This is a genomic window from Streptococcus parasalivarius (assembly GCF_054785155.1).
This window is the reverse complement of the sequence record NZ_BAABOB010000002.1, coordinates 198,671-218,655: the sequence shown is the minus strand read 5'-3', so window position 1 is coordinate 218,655 and position 19,985 is coordinate 198,671. Positions and strand designations below refer to the sequence as shown.

Here is a 19,985-nt window from a genome sequence, read left to right as displayed (position 1 = left end):
CCTATTTACCTCGAGAGGGGACGGAAACTTTTAACGGTGCTTTGTTCCAGTTTCCCTCTTGCGATATAAACCTATTTACCTCGAGAGGGGACGGAAACGTGTCATGTTGCTCGTTGCTGATGAAGTTAGGTTGTGATATAAACCTATTTACCTCGAGAGGGGACGGAAACCGAATGTAGTCCACTACACCCTTGTAAACTTTGGATATAAACCTATTTACCTCGAGAGGGGACGGAAACATGTGTTCAAGTGATTCTTTGGCTTGAAGCGATAGAGATATAAACCTATTTACCTCGAGAGGGGACGGAAACTGTGTGGTGCCATTCACAAGGTCTAACTGCTCCGGATATAAACCTATTTACCTCGAGAGGGGACGGAAACTTTCATCCTTACTGTACCCTAGTAAGCCGGCAAGTGTGGATATAAACCTATTTACCTCGAGAGGGGACGGAAACCCTCGGATCTTATCTCCGTATAGAGGATCGTGTCGATCAGATATAAACCTATCTACCTCGCGAGGGGACGGAAACGTGGTGGGCTTTAGCCTCCTTCTTGAGATCGTGAGATATAAACCTATCTACCTCGCGAGGGGACGGAAACGCTTCTGGGTTCTCCATGTAGTTAGTTTCGTAATAGAGGATATACACCTATTCACCTCGAGAGGGGACGGGAGCTTCCTTTCTTATTTTGGCATTTCAACAACAAGGTTTTTGATATAAACCTATAAACCTCGGGAGGGGACGGAAGCTAACATAGTTAAGCGAGTTTCCAACATGCGTATATGGATATAAACCTACTCACCTCGCAAGGGGACGGTAACTTCCTTTCTGGTCTTCGCCATAATAACCTCACTCGATTGATATAACCCTATTTACCTCGCGAGGGGACGGAAACACCGGGTGTTTTACCATTAAACTATGGGAGTTTAATTAGATATAACCCTATATACCTCGAAAGGGGACGGAAAGGGTACAGTGCTAGGCGCAGGCGCCTCGCTTGTACTTGGTGAAGTACGGATATAAACCTATATACCTCGCGAGGGGACGGAGACTCAATGGCGAGACGTGTTTCAACGTAGTCAACACCTTTGAGATATAAACCTATCCACCTCGAGAGGGAACGGAAACTTAACTGGTTTAGTGGGTTCTGTAGCAGTAGGACTGATATAAACCTATTTACCTCGAGAGGGGACGGAAACAAACCGCCATCAAACCCTTGTCTACGTGCCTCTTGGATATAAACCTATATACCTCGAGAGGGGACGGAAACAAGTTTAATACAGCGTTTTGATCACGGTCAGCAACGAGATATAAACCTATATACCTCGAGAGGGGACGGTAACTTCCTTTCTGGTCTTCGCCATAATAACCTCACTCGATTGATATAACCCTATTTACCTTGAGAGGGGACGGAAACACCTTACTTTCGCTTGGTTTTGAAGGTTCACTTGGATATAAGCCTATCCCCTAGCGAGGGGAGGGAAATTAGTTGGTTCTGTATCAGTAGAACCGTTATCTACTGATATAACCCTATCTACCTTGAGAGGGGACGGAAACATCACACCGCCTTCGAATGGTGGGAGCTCACGTTCTTCAGATATAAACCTATTCACCTTGAAAGGGGGACGGAAACTCAAAGGTTGCGGTTCATCCGCTTCAGGTAGAGGTGAGCTATAAACCTATTTACCTCGAGAGGGGACTTTTTTGAAAATTTTGAAAACAGTATTGACACCGCTTCCAGAAAGTGTTAGACTAAAAGCACATTAAGGGCGCCCCAATGAGGTGAAAAGTACTTTCAGCTTTTGGGGTTTTTTCATACAAAGATGAAGGAGTCGAATGAAAAAATTAGTATTTACTTTTAAAAGGATCGACCATCCTGCACAAGATTTGGCTGTTAAATTTCATGGCTTCTTGATGGAGCAGTTGGATAGTGACTATGTTGATTATCTGCATCAGCAGCAAACAAATCCCTATGCGACTAAGGTAATCCAAGGGAAAGAAAACACGCAGTGGGTTGTACATTTGCTCACAGATGACCTCGAGGATAAGGTTTTTATGACCTTATTACAGATTAAAGAAGTGTCCTTAAACGACTTGCCTAAACTCAGTGTCGAAAAAGTTGAGATTCAGGAGTTGGGGGCAGATAAACTGCTAGAGATTTTCAATAGTGAGGACAATCAACCCTATTTTTCAATCATTTTTGAGACTCCGACCGGTTTCAAATCTCAAGGTTCCTACGTCATCTTCCCGTCTATGCGTTTGATTTTTCAAAGTTTGATGCAAAAGTATGGAAGGTTGGTTGAAAATCAACCTGAAATTGAAGAGGATACCTTAGATTACCTATCTGAACACAGCACTATCACGAATTATCGCTTGGAGACCAGTTATTTCAGGGTGCACGGGCAAAGAATTCCTGCCTTTAGAGGAAGGTTAACATTTAAAGTACAAGGCGCTCAAACTCTAAAAGCTTATGTCAAAATGCTTCTAACATTCGGTGAATATTCAGGTCTTGGCATGAAAACGAGTCTCGGTATGGGAGGGATAAAGCTTGAAGAAAGAAAAGATTGATTTATTTTACGGAGCTCTTTTGCATGATATCGGTAAGGTCATTCAAAGGGCGACAGGAGAACGAAAAAAACACGCCCTTATAGGCGCGGATTGGTTTGATGAGATTGCTGATAATCAGGTTATTTCCGATCAAATTAGATATCACATGGCTAACTACCAGAGTGATAAACTTAGCAATGACCATCTCGCTTACATAACTTATATCGCTGATAACATCGCATCAGGTATCGACAGAAGACAGTCAAATGAGGAGAGCGATGAGGAAGCATCAGCTAAGATTTGGGATACCTATACAAATCAGGCTGATATTTTTAATGTTTTTGGGGCTCAAACGGATAAACGCTACTTTAAACCGACGGTTCTAAACTTGAAATCTGAACCTAACTTTGCGTCGGCAACCTATGAACCTTTCTCAAAAGGTGATTATGCGGCGATTGCGACTCGTATCAAAAATGAATTGGCAGAATTTGAGTTTAATCAAGCACAAATTGATTCTCTGTTAAATCTGTTCGAAGCAACCCTCTCTTTTGTGCCTTCTTCGACTAATACTAAGGAAATTGCTGATATTTCACTTGCTGAGCATAGTCGTCTAACGGCAGCTTTTGCTCTAGCCATCTATGATTACTTGGAAGACAAAGGTCGTCATAACTATAAGGAGGACTTGTTTACTAAAGCATCAGCTTTTTATGAGGAAGAAGCTTTTCTCCTAGCTAGCTTTGACCTATCAGGGATTCAAGACTTCATCTACAATATAGCGACGAGTGGTGCTGCTAAACAATTGAAGGCTAGATCTTTGTATCTTGACTTTATGAGCGAGTATATCGCAGATAGTTTACTTGATAAACTAGGCCTTAACCGGGCTAATTTGCTCTATGTCGGTGGGGGACATGCTTACTTTGTCCTAGCCAATACTGAAAAAACGGTAGAAACACTTGTTCAATTTGAAAAAGATTTCAATCAATTTTTATTGGCTAATTTCCAAACCAGATTATATGTTGCCTTTGGTTGGGGAAGCTTTGCGGCTAAGGATATCATGAGCGAACTGAACTCACCTGAAAGCTATAGACAGGTCTATCAAAAGGCTAGTCGCATGATTTCTGAGAAAAAAATTTCAAGGTATGATTATCAAACCCTTATGTTGTTGAACAGGGGCGGTAAATCTTCTGAAAGAGAGTGCGAGATTTGTCATTCCGTTGAGAATTTAGTTTCTTATCATGACCAAAAAGTGTGTGACATTTGTCGAGGCTTGTATCAATTTTCTAAAGAGATTGCCCATGACCATTTCATTATCACTGAAAATGAGGGGCTTCCTATTGGACCGAACGCCTGTCTTAAAGGTGTTGCATTTGAAGAGCTCAGCCAAGATGATTTTTCCCGTGTCTATGTCAAAAATGACTATAAAGCTGGTACGGTTAAGGCAACCCATGTTTTTGTTGGAGATTACCAGTGTGATGAAATATACAATTATGCTGCCTTATCTAAAAACGAAAATGGGTTAGGTATTAAACGTCTAGCTGTTGTACGTCTTGACGTGGATGATTTGGGAGCAGCCTTTATGGCCGGCTTCTCCCAACAAGGAAATGGGCAGTATAGTACCCTATCACGTTCAGCCACTTTCTCTCGAAGCATGAGTCTTTTCTTCAAGGTTTATATTAACCAATTTGCTAGTGATAAGAAGCTCTCTATTATCTATGCCGGCGGGGACGATGTTTTTGCTATTGGATCTTGGCAAGATATTATTGCCTTTACTGTTGAACTCCGTCAGAACTTCATTAAATGGACAAATGGAAAACTAACACTCTCGGCTGGTATCGGTCTGTTTGCTGATAAGACCCCTATTAGCTTGATGGCACATCAAACAGGGGAGTTAGAAGAAGCAGCTAAAGGCAATGAGAAAGATAGTATTTCACTCTTTAGTTCCGACTATACCTTTAAATTTGATCAGTTTATCACTAATGTTTACGACGATAAGTTAGAGCAGATTCGCTATTTCTTTAATCACCAAGATGAACGAGGCAAGAATTTCATTTATAAATTGATTGAATTGCTTCGAAACTACGAGAGTGAAGAAAAGATGAATGTTGCCCGATTAGCTTACTATTTGACACGTCTGGAAGAGTTAACAGACAAAGAAGAAAGAGATAAGTTCAAACAATTCAAGAAATTATTCTTCAAATGGTATACAAACAGTGAATCAGAACGTAAAGAGGCGGAATTAGCTTTGCTTCTCTATGTTTATGAAATTAGGAAGGATTAATACATGGCAATTTTAACTGATGAGAATTATGTTGATAAAGCAGAACGTGCTATTTCATTACTTGAAAAGGATAATAAAGGGAATTATTTACTAACAACGTCACAAATCAGAAATTTATTATCCTTATGTAGTTCTTTATATGATAGAAGTAAAGAAAGAAAGTTTGATGAATTAATAAATGATGTTTCCTATTTAAGAGTACAATTTGTCTATCAGTCTGGAAGAAACTCTGTAAAAGTTAATAGACAGACATTCTTCCCTGTTAAGGATTTGGTAGAAAAAGGCCAAATTCTTGAAGCGCTTAAGGAAATTAAAGATAGAGAGACACTTCAAAGATTTTGTAGATATATGGAAGCACTAGTCGCCTATTTCAAGTTTTATGGAGGTAAAGATTAATGACATTCGCTAAGATTAAATTTTCAGCTCAAATTCGTTTAGAGACAGGCCTTCATATTGGGGCTAGTAATGCTTTTGCAGCCATTGGTGCTATGGATTCACCTGTTATTAAAGATCCTATTACTAACCTACCAATCATTCCTGGTTCAAGTCTCAAAGGAAAAATGAGAACTCTTCTTGCCAAGGTTTATAATGAAAAGGTAGCTGAGAAACCAAGCGACGACAGTGATGTCCTTAGCCGTTTATTTGGGAATAGTGAAGATAAACGATTTAAAATGGGACGCTTGATTTTTCGTGATGCCTTCTTGTCAAACGCTGATGAGTTAGACTCGCTTGGTGCAAGAAGTTATACAGAAGTAAAATTTGAAAATACAATTGACCGTATCACTGCCGAAGCTACACCAAGACAAATTGAACGTGCTATTCGTAACAGTACCTTTGATTTCGAGTTGATTTATGAAATTACAGATGAGAATGAAAATCAAGTTGAGGAAGATTTCAAAGTGATTCGAGATGGATTAAAACTGCTTGAACTTGATTATCTTGGTGGTTCTGGATCTCGAGGTTACGGTAAGGTTGCTTTTGAAAACCTCAAAGCTACTACCGTATTTGGTAATTATGATGTTAAAACATTAAATGAACTTTTAACTGCGGAGGTCTAATATGACCTATAAATTGTATATTATGACCTTTCAGAATGCTCATTTTGGTTCGGGCACTCTTGATAGCTCAAAATTAACATTCTCAGCAGACCGTATCTTCTCAGCCCTAGTGCTAGAAGCCCTAAAAATGGGAAAACTCGATGCATTTCTTGCGGAAGCCAACCAAGATGATTTCACGCTCACAGATGCTTTTCCATTTCAATTTGGTCCCTTTTTGCCAAAGCCTATCGGTTATCCCAAACATGACCAAATTGACCAATCAGTTGATGTCAAAGAGGTTCGCCGTCAAGCTAAATTGTCTAAGAAACTGCAATTTCTTGCTCTAGAAAATGTTGACGATTACCTCAATGGAGATTTATTTGAAAATGAAGAGCATGCTATCATTGATACTGTGACAAAAAATCAACCACATAAGGATGGCAATCTCTATCAGGTTGCTACAACCAGATTTTCAAATGATACGTCGCTTTACGTCATCGCAAACGAATCTGATTTGCTTAATGAGTTAATGACTAGTCTTCAGTACTCTGGTCTTGGTGGAAAGCGTTCAAGTGGTTATGGGCGTTTTGAGTTAGATATTCAAAATATCCCACTAGAATTATCAGATAGACTGACTAAGAATCATTCCGATAAAGTGATGACACTTACGACAGCACTTCCTGTAGTTGCTGACCTTGAAGAAGCAATGGAAGATGGCCATTACTTATTAACTAAATCAAGTGGTTTTGCATTTAGTCATGCTACCAATGAGAATTATCGTAAGCAGGATCTTTACAAATTTGCTTCTGGTTCAACTTTTAGTAAAACATTTGAAGGTCAGATTGTTGATGTGAGACCACTTGATTTCCCTCATGCTGTTTTAAATTATGCTAAACCACTCTTCTTTAAATTGGAGGTATAAAAATGAAAAATGACTATAGAACATTTAAATTTAGCCTCCTGACACTTGCTCCAATTCATATTGGTAATGGAGAGAAATATACCTCTAGAGAATTTATCTATGAAAATAAGAAGTTTTACTTTCCTGACATGGGGAAATTCTATAATAAAATGGTGGAGAAGAGGCTTGCTGAAAAGTTTGAAGCATTTCTAATTCAAACTCGTCCAAACGCACGTAATAATCGTCTTATTTCCTTCTTAAATGATAACCGAATTGCAGAACGTTCTTTTGGAGGTTATAGTATCTCTGAAACAGGTTTAGAATCGGACAGAAATCCTAATTCAGCCGGAGCTATTAACGAAGTTAATAAGTTTATTCGAGATGCATTTGGAAATCCCTACATTCCTGGTAGTTCACTAAAAGGTGCTATTCGTACCATTTTAATGAATACTACCCCTAAATGGAATAATGAAAATGCTGTAAATGACTTTGGAAGATTTCCGAAAGAGAATAAGAACCTTATCCCTTGGGGACCAAAAAAGGGAAAAGAATACGATGATTTGTTTAACGCAATTCGTGTGAGTGATAGTAAGCCTTTTGATAATAAGAGTCTTATCTTAGTGCAGAAATGGGATTATTCAGCGAAAACAAATAAAGCTAAACCACTCCCTTTGTATAGAGAATCAATTTCTCCATTAACAAAAATTGAATTTGAGATTACAACAACCACTGATGAAGCTGGAAGATTGATTGAAGAATTAGGTAAGAGAGCACAAGCGTTTTATAAAGACTATAAGGCATTTTTCCTATCTGAATTTCCTGATGATAAGATTCAAGCCAATCTACAATACCCAATTTATTTAGGTGCAGGGAGCGGTGCTTGGACAAAGACCCTATTTAAGCAGGCTGATGGTATTTTACAAAGACGATACAGTCGAATGAAAACTAAAATGGTTAAAAAAGGAGTTCTTAAGCTCACAAAAGCACCTCTTAAAACAGTTAAGATTCCATCTGGTAATCATTCATTAATCAAGAACCACGAGTCCTTTTATGAAATGGGAAAAGCTAATTTCATGATTAAGGAGATTGATAAATGAGAGTACTTATATCAGCTGTAGGTGACACAGACCCTTTTAGAAATTTTCATGATGGCGCCTTAATTCATATTGCAAGAAAATATCGTCCCGAAAAAGTTATATTGATTTTTTCAGAACATACTGCAAAAAAACAAGGTAATATTGAAAAAGCCTTGTTTTCTATTGCTCCTAATTATGAGCCTGAACTCATAATTCATGATTCCATTATTAGTGATAATGAGGTTCATATTTTTGATGTGATGTTTCAACGTTTCTCTGATATTTTGCAAGAATACTATACTCAAGAAGATGAATTTATCTTGAATCTTTCTAGTGCAACACCTCAAATCAAATCTGCTCTATTTGTGATTAACCGTTTAAATGGCATCAATGTCAAAGCGGTACAAGTTTCGAGTCCTGAACATGCTTCAAATGAGAACATCGGTCATGATAATGATGAGGACATTGATGAACTCATCGAAGTCAATGAAGATAATAAAGTCAATTTTATTGACCGAACGATTGAAGATAATGCTGAAAAATTTAGTCAGGCTCTCTTGAAGAAAACTGCTCGGGATTTTATCGAGAAGTTTGATTATAAGGCGGCACTAGATATTCTAGACCAATTATCCGATTTTCCGAATTTAAAAAGTGTTCGAGAAGAAATACATGATGTTGTAGAGTGTCTAAAAAAACAAGATGTTCCACAGGGGTTACAGCATAAAAAATTGAAGGAAAAAGAACAAAAAATTCTTAGTGCCTATTTGACCATTGAGCTGCAAAGAGAACGAGGTAACGTTAGTGAAAGTTTTATTCGAATTAAAAACTTAACGGAATTTATTTTGAAAGACTATATTGAAAATAGATATCTAGGTTTAATCAAGAATTATCGTAAAGATAAAAACAAAGATTATCTAAGTATCTTTGATTATAGTAAACTCTTAAAAACTAAGAGAGAATTTGAACTTTTGAGAACAATTGATCCGATTATTAAAATGAATTCCTCTAGAAATATGGTAGCTCACAGCATAAATCCTTTGGATAAAGATGCAGTTAAACAACTGGGGATAGCTATGAAAAACTTAAAAACTCTAGTTAGAGAACAATACCATTTTAGCCAGAGTGATTTTAATTTTTATCAGGATTTGAATAAGAAATTATTAACTAAGTTGAACTAAAGAGGTAATCCAAATTGAAAATTTTAATCTCAGCTGTAGGAACAACCGATCCTATAAGTTATAATCACGATTCAGCTTTACTTCATATCGCAAGAAATTATAGACCTGACAAGATTGTCCTTGTATATAGTCAAGAAATGATGGTCAAACAAGATTTGATAAATAAGGTTTTGCTCTCAATCGAAGGCTATAATCCTATCATTGAAATTGACTCTACAACCTTGAATAACGACGAAGTCCATCTTTTCGATAAAATGTATGAAGTTATGGGGCTGATTATTCAAAAGTATACTAATAACGATGACGAAATCATATTGAACTTGTCATCGGGTACACCACAAATTAAATCTGCTCTCTTTGCCCTTAACCGTATCAATGACTATAACACTCAAGCTATTCAGGTTGCTACTCCCAAAAATGGAGCAAACAGAGAGTACAAAGATTTGACAGACTCTGAGATAGAGGCTCTTATTGTTGAAAATCAAGATAATAGTCTAGATTTTGTTGACCGAAGTATTAAAGATAAATCTGAGAAATTTACTCAAGCATTAGTCAAACGTCATCTTAGAAGTTTAATTGCTTCCTTTGATTATCAAGCAGCAGAAGCGATAATCAATCGAAAAGAAGATACTAAATCACTTTCTAATATTAAAAAGATTCGTAAGAAAATAAGCGATTTTTCTCGTGTTTTCAAAAACCAATCGATTCTTTCTGATATCCTATCGTTTCCTCTCGATGATTCCCAAAAGAAGGCATTGAATTACTATTTGATGATTGATGTTTTAAAAGAACGTGAGCATATTGCAGATGTCTTAATTAAAGCAAAATCACTAGCTGAATTTGTCATCGAAGAAACTATTAAAAAAGATCATGAGGGCTTAATCGTATTTGATGGTAATCCGCCAAAACTTAATCCCAATTTTCCTGATTGTGAGGCAATTTTAGATGATATTGATAAGAAAATGAAAAAATCTAGGGGTATTGAAGACACTGATGAACGCATTTTTTCAGTACAATCAACACTTAATCTATTATCTTACTTGAATATCCTTGAGTTTTATGACTATGATTCTCAGCTTCAGACGGCGATTAATGGCATTATAAATTTAAATAGTGAACGAAATAAAGTTGCTCACGGTTTGTCAGAAATTGATACGCGATTATTAAGTCGTAAGAAGCTAAAACAACTTTCTGAAAACTTGCGATTGCTTCTTGTTGATTGTTTGGACATTGATTCAAGCTATTTTAACTATTATGACAAACAAAATGAAGAGCTTATAAAGATGCTTGAATAGATATTTGGGTGTCATCCCCCTTTGACATTTCCTTATAAAAGCGCTATAATAGAACAAATTGAACTGAACCTTTAATCGAGTCCAGAGAGGCGAGAAAGGTGTACTGAGATGTTACGGCATCACTAAAGGGTAGGGACTGCCCTGTTTTCGTGCAACCTTCGCTGACTGGCGGAGGTTTTTTGTGTGAAAGGATATAAGAAATGAGAGAAAATCGTCCTGTTATTGCCCTTGATTTCCCGACTTTTGAGGATGTGAAGGCATTCCTTGCTAAGTTTCCTGCTGATGAAAAGCTCTATGTGAAGATTGGTATGGAACTTTACTATGCGGCTGGTCCAGAGATTGTTCGCTATGTTAAAGATCTTGGACATAGTGTTTTCCTTGACCTTAAGCTTCACGATATTCCAAATACTGTCAAATCTGCAATGCGTGTTTTGTCTAACCTTGGTGTTGATATGACAAATGTGCATGCGGCTGGTGGTGTGGAAATGATGAAGGCTGCGCGTGAAGGCTTGGGTGAAGGTCCAATCTTGATTGCTGTAACTCAGTTGACCTCTACCTCTGAAGAGCAGATGCGTGATTTCCAAAATATCCAAACGACACTTCAAGAATCAGTGGTTCATTATGCTAAAAAGACTGCTGAAGCAGGTCTTGATGGTGTTGTTTGCTCAGCACACGAAGTTGCAAAAATCAAAGAAGCAACAAATGAAGACTTCGTTTGTTTGACACCTGGTATTCGTCCAGCGGGAGCAGCGGTTGGTGACCAAAAACGTGTCATGACACCTGCCGATGCGCGTCAAATTGGTTCAGATTACATTGTTGTTGGTCGTCCAATTACACAAGCTGATGATCCAGTAGCAGCTTATCACGACATCAAGGCTCAATGGATCGGTCAATAAATTTTCAAAAAGACCTTATTTCATAGGAAAATAGATTGAATTAGGTTATAATAAAGAGTAGAAAACGCTTTACGGAGGATAATAATTATGACATTAGCAACACAAATCGCATCTGACTTGCTTGATATCAAGGCTGTTTACCTTAAACCTGAAGAACCATTTACATGGGCATCAGGAATCAAATCACCAATCTACACAGACAACCGTATTACTTTGTCTTACCCAGAAACTCGTACACTTATCGAAAATGGTTTTGTGGAAAAAATTAAGGAAGAATTTCCTGAAGTAGAAGTGATTGCTGGTACTGCAACTGCGGGTATTCCTCACGGTGCGATTATTGCAGACAAGATGAACCTTCCATTTGCCTATATCCGTAGCAAACCAAAAGATCACGGTGCTGGTAACCAAATCGAAGGTCGTGTAGTTAAAGGCGAAAAAATGGTTGTTGTTGAAGACTTGATTTCAACTGGTGGATCAGTACTTGATGCTGTAGCAGCTGCAGAGCGTGAAGGGGCTGATGTTATCGGTGTTGTGGCTATCTTCACTTACGAATTGCCAAAAGCTGAGAAAAACTTCGCTGATGCTGGCGTGAAATTGGTCACTCTTTCAAACTACACTGAGTTGATCAAAGTGGCTAAAGTGCAAGGCTACATCACAGCAGACGGACTTCAACTCTTGAAAAAATTTAAAGAAAACCAAGAAACTTGGCAAGACTAAATATCATGATTGAAGGCGGAACGTTTCAGGCGTTTTGCTTTTTTTAGTATAATTTAGGAAATAATAGAAGCAGGGAGAATATAAGATGTCAGTAAATGAGTGGTCAGATGCAACGGCAATGGCTGAGGCCGTGCGAAATAAGACGGTCAGTCCCCGAGAACTAGTAAAGGATACTATAAGTGAAGCGGAGAGGACGAATACTAAAATCAATGCTATCGTCAGTCAACGTTACGAGAAAGCTTTAGAAGAAGCAGAAACTAGAGGCTTTTCAGATAAACCTTTTGCTGGTGTCCCAATTTTCCTAAAGGATTTAGGTCAGGAGCAAGCTGGTGAGCCGTCAACAGCGGGTTCTCGACTATTTACAAGTTATCGTGCTAAGGAAACGGATAATTATGTTAAGAAACTTGAGGAATTGGGCTTTATTATTTTAGGACGTTCTAGCACTCCTGAGTTTGGCTTCAAAAATATCAGTGATGCTCAGATTCATGGTCCTGTCAATCTACCTGATGATGTGAGGCGTAATGCTGGTGGCTCAAGTGGCGGTGCGGCTGCTCTTGTGAGCTCTGGCATTTCTCCTTTGGCCCCAGCTAGTGATGGTGGTGGCTCTATTCGTATTCCAGCTTCCTTTAACGGACTTATTGGTCTTAAGCCTACAAGAGGGCGGATTCCAGTCGGTCCAATTTCGTTCCGTGGATGGCAGGGAGCCTCTGTCCAGTTTGCTTTGACTAAGTCTGTTCGAGATACAAAACGCTTGCTTTATCATATGCAGACGTGTCAGATGGAAAGTCCCTTTATCTTGCCCAAACTTGACAAAGATTCTTTTGGACAACCAGTTCGACCTTTGAAGATAGCTTTTTCGACGGTATCTCCTATTGGTGGTAAGGTGTCAAAATCTGCTATTGCGGCGATAAAAAAGGCTGCTAGAGCATTAGAAAGTCTAGGACATCATGTCCATGAAATCACCTATCAGCCCTTGAATGGGATTGAAGCTATGCAGTCTTACTACATCATGAATAGTGTTGAGACGGCTGCCATGTTTGATGGTATAGAGGCTGGTTTGGGACGTCAGATGACGCTTGAAGATATGGAGTTAATGACTTGGGCTATTTTTCAATCTGGGCAAAAGATTCCTGCCAAAGTTTACTCTAAAGTCCTAACTCAGTGGGACCAGTATAGCCATCAGTTGGCGAATTTTCATGAGTCTTACGATATTCTTCTGACTCCTACAGTTGCGGATGTGGCACCTAAGCATGGGCAGTTTGCCCTCTCTGAAAGCCTACAGAACCAACTCAAGCATATGTCTGAGTTTGATTGGCCAAAACAACAAGAACTTATTTGGGATATGTTTGCGGATAGTTTAGATTGGACTCCTTTCACCCAACAAGCTAACCTGACGGGACAACCATCGATTTCTTTACCTGTCTATCGTGATGGGCAAGGGCTGTCCCTTGGTGTTCAACTGACAGCCGCCAAGGGAAGAGAAGACCTCCTCTTACACTTGGCCCAACAAATGGAAGAAGGTTCGCTTTTTAGCTAAACATTATTATTTTCAGTTCAATATTTTGTGAAACCCTTTCAAATAGTGTAGGCTTAGATTATAAGTTTTTAACTTAACTTAATTTTTCAAGGAGACACACATAGATGAAAAAGAGATTTTTCGCCGTTTTTAGCTTAATTTTGGCTGCGGTCTTTTTGGTTGCCTGCTCGTCACAAAGTACAGGTGAGAAGAACTGGGAAAAGATTGAGAAACGTGGTAGCATCAAGGTTGCGACTGCTGGAACACTTTACCCACAAACCTATCACGATGATAAGAATAATTTGACTGGTTATGACGTTGAGATTCTCAAAGAAGTTGGAAAACGTCTTAAGTTGAAAATTGAATTCACTGAGATGGGTGTAGATGGCATGCTTACTGCTGTAAATAGTGGGCAAGTCGATATCGCTAACTACTCACTCGAAGACGACAACAAGAACGTCAAAAAATTCTTGCGTTCTGAACCATACAAGTATTCCTTCACTTCAATGGTCGTTCGTGAATCGGATAATTCTGGAATCTCTTCATGGAAGGATCTCAAAGGCAAAAAGGCAGCCGGTGCTGCAAGTACAAAGTACATGAAGATTGCCAAAAAAATGGGTGCTGAACTCGTCGTATATGATAATGTTACCAATGACGTTTACATGCAAGACTTGGTAAATGGGCGTACAGACGTTATCGTCAACGATTACTATTTGCAAAAGATGGCAGTAGCCGCTATCAAAGACAAGTACCCAGTTAAGATCAACGACGGTATCTACAGTAACCCTTACTCAACAAGCTTTACCTTCTCATTGAAGAATAAAACCCTTCAAGAAAAGGTCAACAAAGCCATCAAAGACATGAAGAAAGATGGTACCCTTACCAAGATTTCAGAGAAATTCTTTGCTGGTCAAGATGTTACAAAGAAAACAAAAGTTGACTATACTGAGATTGATATCTCTGATGTTGAATAATATGAGCGATCCAATTGGATCGCTTATTTGCTAAAGAAATGTTTAGAAAGTAAGACTTATGATTATTGATTTTTCACTGATTCTAAAAAGCATTCCTTATGTCCTATCAGGTCTGCCTTATACCTTAGGAATCTCGCTTTTAAGCTTTATGGTTGGGAGTGTTTTTGCTATCATCCTTGCCTTTATGCGAATGTCTCAAAAGCCTTGGTTAAAGTATCCAGCCCGCATTTATATTTCCATCATGCGTGGGGTTCCTATGTTGGTCGTGCTCTTCATTCTTTACTTTGGTTTGCCTTATGTTGGTGTTCAGCTACCTGCCCTTCTTTGTGCCTTTATTGGCTTCTCCTGTGTTAGTGCCGCTTATATGGCAGAGATTTTCCGTTCATCCATAGTTGCCGTAGATAAGGGGCAGTGGGAAGCAGCTCGCTCTCTTGGTCTTCCTCAGAAGTCTATTATCCGTCGGATTATCTTACCTCAGGCTATGCGTATAGCAGTAGCCCCTCTTGGTAATGTTATTATTGATATGGTTAAGAGTTCCTCATTGGCTGCTATGATTACAGTACCTGACATTTTCCAAAATGCTAAGATTATCGGTGGGCGTGAGTATGACTACATGTCTATGTATATCCTAATCGCCCTTATTTACTGGACTTTGAGTTTTACTTTAGAACTGCTTGAAGGCTATCTTGAAAAACGTTTAGCTACCTATTGATTTTTGAAAAAATTGTTTGAATATCTAATAAAACATTGTAATTTATTTAATTCTAATCTTATAAATGTGGTATAATAAAAGCGATTTAAAAATCAGAAAGGTCTTTTGGAATGAAGAAGAAAACAGTCGTTGCAACGACACTATCAACCCTACTCGTCTCAACTGCCATCTTGGCTAATGCTGTCCAAGCTGACGAGGTAGAAGCTCATACATCTGTAACAGCACCAAGCACTGAAGTGGTAGCTACAGAGACAACTACCAGTGCGACATCTACTGCAGCAACAACTGCAACAAGCGAGTCTGCAGCTCCAGTAGCTAGTTCAACATCAGTTGTTACTGCTTCAACAGCTGAAACAAGCGAGACACCAGTTGCCACAGCCAGTGAAACAGCAACTGCAGCCGCAACTCCTACAACAGAAGTCGTGACAAATGCTAGCACAAGTGCCAGCAACGACACTGTAACTGTTCTTCACACCAACGATGTTCATGGTCGTATGGTTGAAGATGATCGTAACGGAGTTATTGGTGATGCCCTTTTGTCTGGTATCGTCAATGATTCTCGTTCAAAAGGAACAACCCTTGTCTTTGACTCTGGGGACTCATTCCAAGGTCTTCCAATCTCAAACAGCTCTAAGGGTGAGGACATGGCAAGCGTCATGAATGCTGTTGGTTTTGATGCCATGACAGTGGGTAACCATGAGTTCGATTTTGGCCTTGACCAATTGCGTCGTTTGAGCAAACAAATCAATTTCCCAATCATCACATCTAACGTTTATGTGGACGGCGTACGTCTTTTCCAACCATCTACAATCATTGACAAAACACCTGGTGTTGATGGAGATGAAGTAGTTGTTATTGGTGTTACTACACCTGAGACAGCTACTAAGACACACCCACGTAATATCACTGGTGTCTCTTTCACCGATCCTATTACTGAGGTTAAAGCTGTTGTTGACCAAGTGGAATCAAATGCTCGTGCTGAAGGTAAGGAATACAAGACTTATATTGTCCTTAGTCACTTGGGTATAGATACAACAACTCCAGTTGAATGGCGTGGATCAACATTGGCAGAAGCTCTTTCAAACTATGCACCTTTGAAAGGAAAACGTGTTCTTGTCCTTGACGGTCACTCACACACTCTTCACACAGCGACATACGGCGATAATGTCACTTACAACCAAACTGGTAGCTACCTTAACAATGTCGGCCGCGTCGTTTATAATTCTGACCGTGTCTTGTCACATGGCGTGATTTCACAAGACGAAGCTAAGAAGAATTATCAAGTTAACCCAACAGTTAAAGCTATGATTGATGATATCCAAGCTAAGTACAAGGCAGATTCTTCAAAAGTAGTTATCGAAAATAGTCCAGTTAAACTTAGCGGTGACCGTATGGATGTTCGTGTTCGCGAAACTAACCTTGGTAATGTTGTCGCTGATGCTCTCTTAGATTACGGACAATCAGCCTTCACACACAAGTCTAACCTTGCCGTAACAAACGGTGGTGGTCTTCGTGAAACAATTGCCAAAGACAAACCAATCACTAAAGGTGACATCATTGCCGTTCTTCCATTTGGTAACTCAGTTGCTCAAATTCAAGTGACAGGTCAAAATATCCATGATATGTTTGTCAAATCTCTTGGTTCTATTCTCCAAGTTGACGAAAGTGGTAAAACTGTTCTAGATGAAAATGGTCAACCTCTTCTTGAACCATCTGGTGGTTTCCTTCAAGTATCAGGAGCTCGTGTTTATTATGACACAACACTTCCAGCAGAAAAACGTATCTTGTCAATTGACATTTTTGATCCAGAAACTGGCACCTATAAACCACTCAACACTAATGAAACTTACTACCTTGTAACGAATGACTTCTTGGCTGCTGGTGGTGATGGCTTCACAATGTTGGGAGGTCCTCGTGAAGAAGGTCCTTCAATGGATACCATCTTTGCGGATTACTTGACACATGCAGAGCTTTCTAAGTATGCAGTTATCAATCCAAACTCACGTACCATTTCTATTTCAAGTGCTGATTTTGCTGCCTTGAACAAAAAAGAAAATGCAGAAGACCCTACACTTAATCCATTGAGTCCTGTAACTCCATCTAGCGTTTCTGAAGACCTTAAAACAACTAAACCAGTTGTATCTAAAGTAGTAACGACACCTAATGGTAAAGTATTCTTCGTTTCAACAAGAAACGAAGCACTTAAAGAAACAGAAAAAGTGGCAGAAGCTTCTGCTCAAACTGAAGTTCTTCCTACAACAGGTGATAAGGCCTCACACGCTGGACTCCTTGGACTTGGTATGTTGCTAACTCTCTTTGGACTTAGTGGAAAACACAAAGGTAAAGAGAAATACTAAGAAGTTTGCAGATAAAAAAAGAGTTAACCATTTGGCTAACTCTTTTTTGTTTTCTTGTTGTTGCTATGTGTTTTTCGATACTGACTTGGTGTTTGATCGTAGTAGTGTTTAAATTGGCGGTTGAAATTGGATAAATTGTTAAAACCAACATCAGTAGCAATTTCCAAAACTGGTTTAACACTATTACGGAGCTCTTCGCAAGCAGCATTAAGTCTTGCTTGAATGATAAATTCGATACAAGAGGTACCAGTTTGTTGCTTAAAAATCGTCATAAAGTGAGTCTTACTATACCCCATAAGCAATGACAACTTATCAATAGTGAGATTTTCGGCATAATGCTGGTTAATGTAATCAATAATTTCCCGAATTTTTTCATTCTTACGATAATGATCATCAGAAGTCTTTCGCTCTACAAAGCGATAGAAGTAGAAGAGATAGATTAATTCCTCTAGTTTTGACTTGAGAAGAAGTTCATAGTGACGATCTTTCTGACGAATCATCTTAAAAATCTCAAAAAGAAGAGCTTTAATTTCTGTATAACCCTCGTCTGACGGTCTTAGACATTGTTTAAACTTAAAAGTGGAATTCTGTAAGGGCTGAAGATAACGGAGACTAAGCAGATCCACCAGAGACTGTCCCAACATATCCAAATGAAAATGAAGGGTATCAGTATGATGAGACTGATTATCTATGGGATGAATCGAATGAAGCTCATTAGGACATATCAAAAAAATATCTCCAGCCTGACTGTCAAAATAGTCATAATCAATATGATAGCGAGCTGTCCCCTCATAAACGTACTGTATTTCAAGCTCAGGATGCCAATGAAATAGAATATCAGGGCGTCCATTTTCGACCAAAGTTTCCGCCAGTCGAAACGGAAGCAGATTATCATCAAAATCTATCAAATGTTTAAAATCATTATCAGTAGCTGCTTGACTCATGATTAACCTTTCAAAATCATAGAATAATACCATGATAGCATTTTCTTTCTTAAAAAGCATGAGTCAATCGTCTTATAGTATTGGTAGTTTTTTAGTTTACATAATTTTATTTCTGTATTTAAGTATGCAAAATAAAAAGATGACTAAGCATCCTTTTTACATAAATTTAGTTATGTTTATTTTCCTAGACAGAACTGACTAAAGAGTTGTGTAATGAGTTCATCTGGGGCGGCGTCACCAGTAATTTCTCCTAAAACTTCCCAGGTACGTGTCATATCAACTTGTAAGAGGTCAACAGGCATGCCTAATTCAAGACCTTGATTGACTGCTTCAAGACTTTCGAGAGCTTTTTCAATGAGTGAAATGTGACGGGCATTTGAGAGATAAGTAGCATCTTTCTCCACTAGGCCAGCATTATCAAAGAAGAGCTGATTGATGCGATCTTCGATTTTGTCAATATTTTCATTCTTGAGGACTGAAATTGGAATGACATCTTCGGGAAGCTCTTCCATTTGGATTGCTTGTGGTAGGTCTGTCTTATTTAGAAGAATGATGCGATTGCTATTTTGACTGATTTCTAGTAATGTACGGTCTTGCTCTGTTAACGGTTCGGAGCTATTAAGCACAAGGAGAACCAGGTCAGCCTCTTCGAGAGCTTTCTTAGAACGCTCAACACCAATCTTTTCAACCACATCATCTGTGTCTCGAATACCAGCGGTATCGATTAACTTAAGTGGAACACCCTTGATATTAACGTATTCTTCAATGACATCACGGGTGGTACCTTCAATGTCTGTTACGATAGCTTTCTCCTCGCGTAGGAGATTGTTAAGAAGACTAGATTTTCCGACATTTGGACGACCAATGATTGCCGTTGAAAGGCCTTCTCGTAGGATTTTTCCTCGTTTAGCAGTGGCAAGAAGATTTTCTAAAAGTGCTTGGAACTCTTGCGTTTTTTCACGGACAAGAGCTGTGGTAACTTCTTCAACATCATCATATTCTGGGTAATCAATATTAACTTCGACTTGAGCCAAGGTGTTAAGGATTTCTTGGCGAGTGTTGTTAATGAGATCTTTGAGCGATCCATCAAGTTGAGAGACGGCAACGGCCATAGCCTTATCAGTCTTAGCACGAATCAAATCCATTACAGCTTCAGCCTGAGTCAAGTCCACACGACCATTCAAAAAGGCACGTTTGGTAAATTCTCCAGGCTCAGCCATACGAGCTCCAGAACGAATAAGGAGTTGGAGGATTTCATTAGTCACAGCAACCCCACCGTGAGTGTTGATCTCCACGACATCCTCACGCGTAAAGGTCTTTGGCGCACGCATAACACTTATCATGACTTCATCAATGGTTTCCCCATTTTCGACAATATGGCCGTAATTGATAGTATGTGAAGCAACCGTTTCTAGATTTCTTCCTTTGAAAACTTTATTAGCAATGGCGATAGCATCGGTTCCAGATAAGCGAACGATACCGATAGCACCTTCACCTAAGGGCGTTGAAATGGCAGTAATCGTATCAAATTCTTTGGTAATTGACATAGTTCTTCCTT

16 protein-coding genes are annotated in these 19,985 nt (G+C 38.9%); 14 read left to right on the top strand and 2 right to left on the bottom strand.

Going from position 1 to position 19,985, the window contains the following annotated elements; translation table 11 throughout:
• The first annotated feature begins 1,835 nt into the window (after positions 1–1,835).
• The 14 genes from cas6 to nt5e all read left to right on the top strand — a co-directional run bounded on the left by cas6 (position 1,836) and on the right by nt5e (position 17,483).
• Positions 1,836–2,567, top strand: a complete 732-nt coding sequence (cas6, locus tag ACYVQ1_RS03180) for a CRISPR-associated endoribonuclease Cas6 (protein ID WP_461249791.1) — start codon at positions 1,836–1,838, stop codon at positions 2,565–2,567.
• Positions 2,548–4,824 carry a type III-A CRISPR-associated protein Cas10/Csm1 gene (gene cas10, locus ACYVQ1_RS03175; protein ID WP_461249790.1) on the top strand — a complete coding sequence of 759 codons (2,277 nt, stop codon included), beginning with the start codon at positions 2,548–2,550 and terminating at the stop codon, positions 4,822–4,824. The genes cas6 and cas10 overlap by 20 nt, the downstream gene beginning before the upstream one ends.
• A 3-nt stretch (positions 4,825–4,827) precedes the next feature.
• Entirely contained in the window at positions 4,828–5,220 is a 393-nt protein-coding gene (csm2, locus tag ACYVQ1_RS03170) for a type III-A CRISPR-associated protein Csm2 (RefSeq protein WP_002890992.1), read from the top strand.
• Complete coding sequence (gene csm3 / locus ACYVQ1_RS03165; RefSeq protein WP_461249789.1) at positions 5,220–5,882, top strand: type III-A CRISPR-associated RAMP protein Csm3; 663 nt, start codon at positions 5,220–5,222, stop codon at positions 5,880–5,882. The genes csm2 and csm3 overlap by 1 nt, the downstream gene beginning before the upstream one ends.
• A 1-nt stretch (position 5,883) precedes the next feature.
• Positions 5,884–6,783, top strand: coding sequence for a type III-A CRISPR-associated RAMP protein Csm4 (gene csm4, locus ACYVQ1_RS03160; RefSeq protein ID WP_461249788.1), 900 nt, complete (start codon positions 5,884–5,886; stop codon positions 6,781–6,783).
• Positions 6,784–6,785: 2 nt separating this feature from the next.
• Positions 6,786–7,859, top strand: a complete 1,074-nt coding sequence (gene csm5, locus ACYVQ1_RS03155; RefSeq protein ID WP_461249787.1) for a type III-A CRISPR-associated RAMP protein Csm5 — start codon at positions 6,786–6,788, stop codon at positions 7,857–7,859.
• Positions 7,856–9,016, top strand: a complete 1,161-nt coding sequence (csm6, locus tag ACYVQ1_RS03150; protein WP_461249786.1) for a type III-A CRISPR-associated CARF protein Csm6 — start codon at positions 7,856–7,858, stop codon at positions 9,014–9,016. The genes csm5 and csm6 (ACYVQ1_RS03150) overlap by 4 nt, the downstream gene beginning before the upstream one ends.
• 14 nt (positions 9,017–9,030) lie before the next feature.
• Complete coding sequence (gene csm6, locus ACYVQ1_RS03145; protein WP_461249785.1) at positions 9,031–10,311, top strand: type III-A CRISPR-associated CARF protein Csm6; 1,281 nt, start codon at positions 9,031–9,033, stop codon at positions 10,309–10,311.
• A gap of 200 nt (positions 10,312–10,511) precedes the next feature.
• Complete coding sequence (pyrF, locus tag ACYVQ1_RS03140; RefSeq protein WP_461249784.1) at positions 10,512–11,207, top strand: orotidine-5'-phosphate decarboxylase; 696 nt, start codon at positions 10,512–10,514, stop codon at positions 11,205–11,207.
• An 87-nt stretch (positions 11,208–11,294) separates the two neighbouring features.
• Positions 11,295–11,924, top strand: a complete 630-nt coding sequence (gene pyrE / locus ACYVQ1_RS03135; protein ID WP_002885126.1) for an orotate phosphoribosyltransferase — start codon at positions 11,295–11,297, stop codon at positions 11,922–11,924.
• An 85-nt stretch (positions 11,925–12,009) separates the two neighbouring features.
• Complete coding sequence (locus ACYVQ1_RS03130) at positions 12,010–13,461, top strand: amidase (protein ID WP_461249783.1); 1,452 nt, start codon at positions 12,010–12,012, stop codon at positions 13,459–13,461.
• 104 nt (positions 13,462–13,565) lie between these two features.
• Complete coding sequence (locus tag ACYVQ1_RS03125; protein ID WP_022496381.1) at positions 13,566–14,414, top strand: transporter substrate-binding domain-containing protein; 849 nt, start codon at positions 13,566–13,568, stop codon at positions 14,412–14,414.
• Between the two features lie 58 nt (positions 14,415–14,472).
• The gene (locus ACYVQ1_RS03120; RefSeq protein ID WP_247916015.1) at positions 14,473–15,126 is read left to right on the top strand and encodes an amino acid ABC transporter permease; all 654 of its coding nucleotides are present in this window, start codon (positions 14,473–14,475) and stop codon (positions 15,124–15,126) included.
• Positions 15,127–15,236: 110 nt separating this feature from the next.
• Positions 15,237–17,483, top strand: coding sequence for a cell surface ecto-5'-nucleotidase Nt5e (gene nt5e / locus ACYVQ1_RS03115; protein ID WP_461249782.1), 2,247 nt, complete (start codon positions 15,237–15,239; stop codon positions 17,481–17,483).
• A 35-nt stretch (positions 17,484–17,518) separates the two neighbouring features.
• On the opposite strand, the gene ACYVQ1_RS03110 is transcribed toward nt5e, so the two are convergent.
• Both ACYVQ1_RS03110 and mnmE read right to left on the bottom strand, forming a co-directional pair.
• Complete coding sequence (locus tag ACYVQ1_RS03110) at positions 17,519–18,427, bottom strand: AraC family transcriptional regulator (protein ID WP_461249858.1); 909 nt, start codon at positions 18,425–18,427, stop codon at positions 17,519–17,521.
• 176 nt (positions 18,428–18,603) lie between these two features.
• Positions 18,604–19,974 (bottom strand): tRNA uridine-5-carboxymethylaminomethyl(34) synthesis GTPase MnmE, encoded by a 1,371-nt coding sequence (mnmE, locus tag ACYVQ1_RS03105; RefSeq protein WP_461249781.1) that lies wholly within the window; start codon positions 19,972–19,974, stop codon positions 18,604–18,606.
• Between the last annotated feature and the right edge of the window lie 11 nt (positions 19,975–19,985).

Coding starts and splice junctions, on each gene's coding strand:
- mnmE (WP_461249781.1), bottom strand. CDS start 19,974: ATGTCAATTACCAAAGAATTTGATACGATTACTGCCATTTCAACGCCC.
- csm3 (WP_461249789.1), top strand. CDS start 5,220: ATGACATTCGCTAAGATTAAATTTTCAGCTCAAATTCGTTTAGAGACA.
- ACYVQ1_RS03125 (WP_022496381.1), top strand. CDS start 13,566: ATGAAAAAGAGATTTTTCGCCGTTTTTAGCTTAATTTTGGCTGCGGTC.
- ACYVQ1_RS03110 (WP_461249858.1), bottom strand. CDS start 18,427: ATGAGTCAAGCAGCTACTGATAATGATTTTAAACATTTGATAGATTTT.
- csm4 (WP_461249788.1), top strand. CDS start 5,884: ATGACCTATAAATTGTATATTATGACCTTTCAGAATGCTCATTTTGGT.
- ACYVQ1_RS03130 (WP_461249783.1), top strand. CDS start 12,010: ATGTCAGTAAATGAGTGGTCAGATGCAACGGCAATGGCTGAGGCCGTG.
- csm2 (WP_002890992.1), top strand. CDS start 4,828: ATGGCAATTTTAACTGATGAGAATTATGTTGATAAAGCAGAACGTGCT.
- pyrF (WP_461249784.1), top strand. CDS start 10,512: ATGAGAGAAAATCGTCCTGTTATTGCCCTTGATTTCCCGACTTTTGAG.
- nt5e (WP_461249782.1), top strand. CDS start 15,237: ATGAAGAAGAAAACAGTCGTTGCAACGACACTATCAACCCTACTCGTC.
- ACYVQ1_RS03120 (WP_247916015.1), top strand. CDS start 14,473: ATGATTATTGATTTTTCACTGATTCTAAAAAGCATTCCTTATGTCCTA.
- cas6 (WP_461249791.1), top strand. CDS start 1,836: ATGAAAAAATTAGTATTTACTTTTAAAAGGATCGACCATCCTGCACAA.
- csm5 (WP_461249787.1), top strand. CDS start 6,786: ATGAAAAATGACTATAGAACATTTAAATTTAGCCTCCTGACACTTGCT.
- pyrE (WP_002885126.1), top strand. CDS start 11,295: ATGACATTAGCAACACAAATCGCATCTGACTTGCTTGATATCAAGGCT.
- csm6 (WP_461249786.1), top strand. CDS start 7,856: ATGAGAGTACTTATATCAGCTGTAGGTGACACAGACCCTTTTAGAAAT.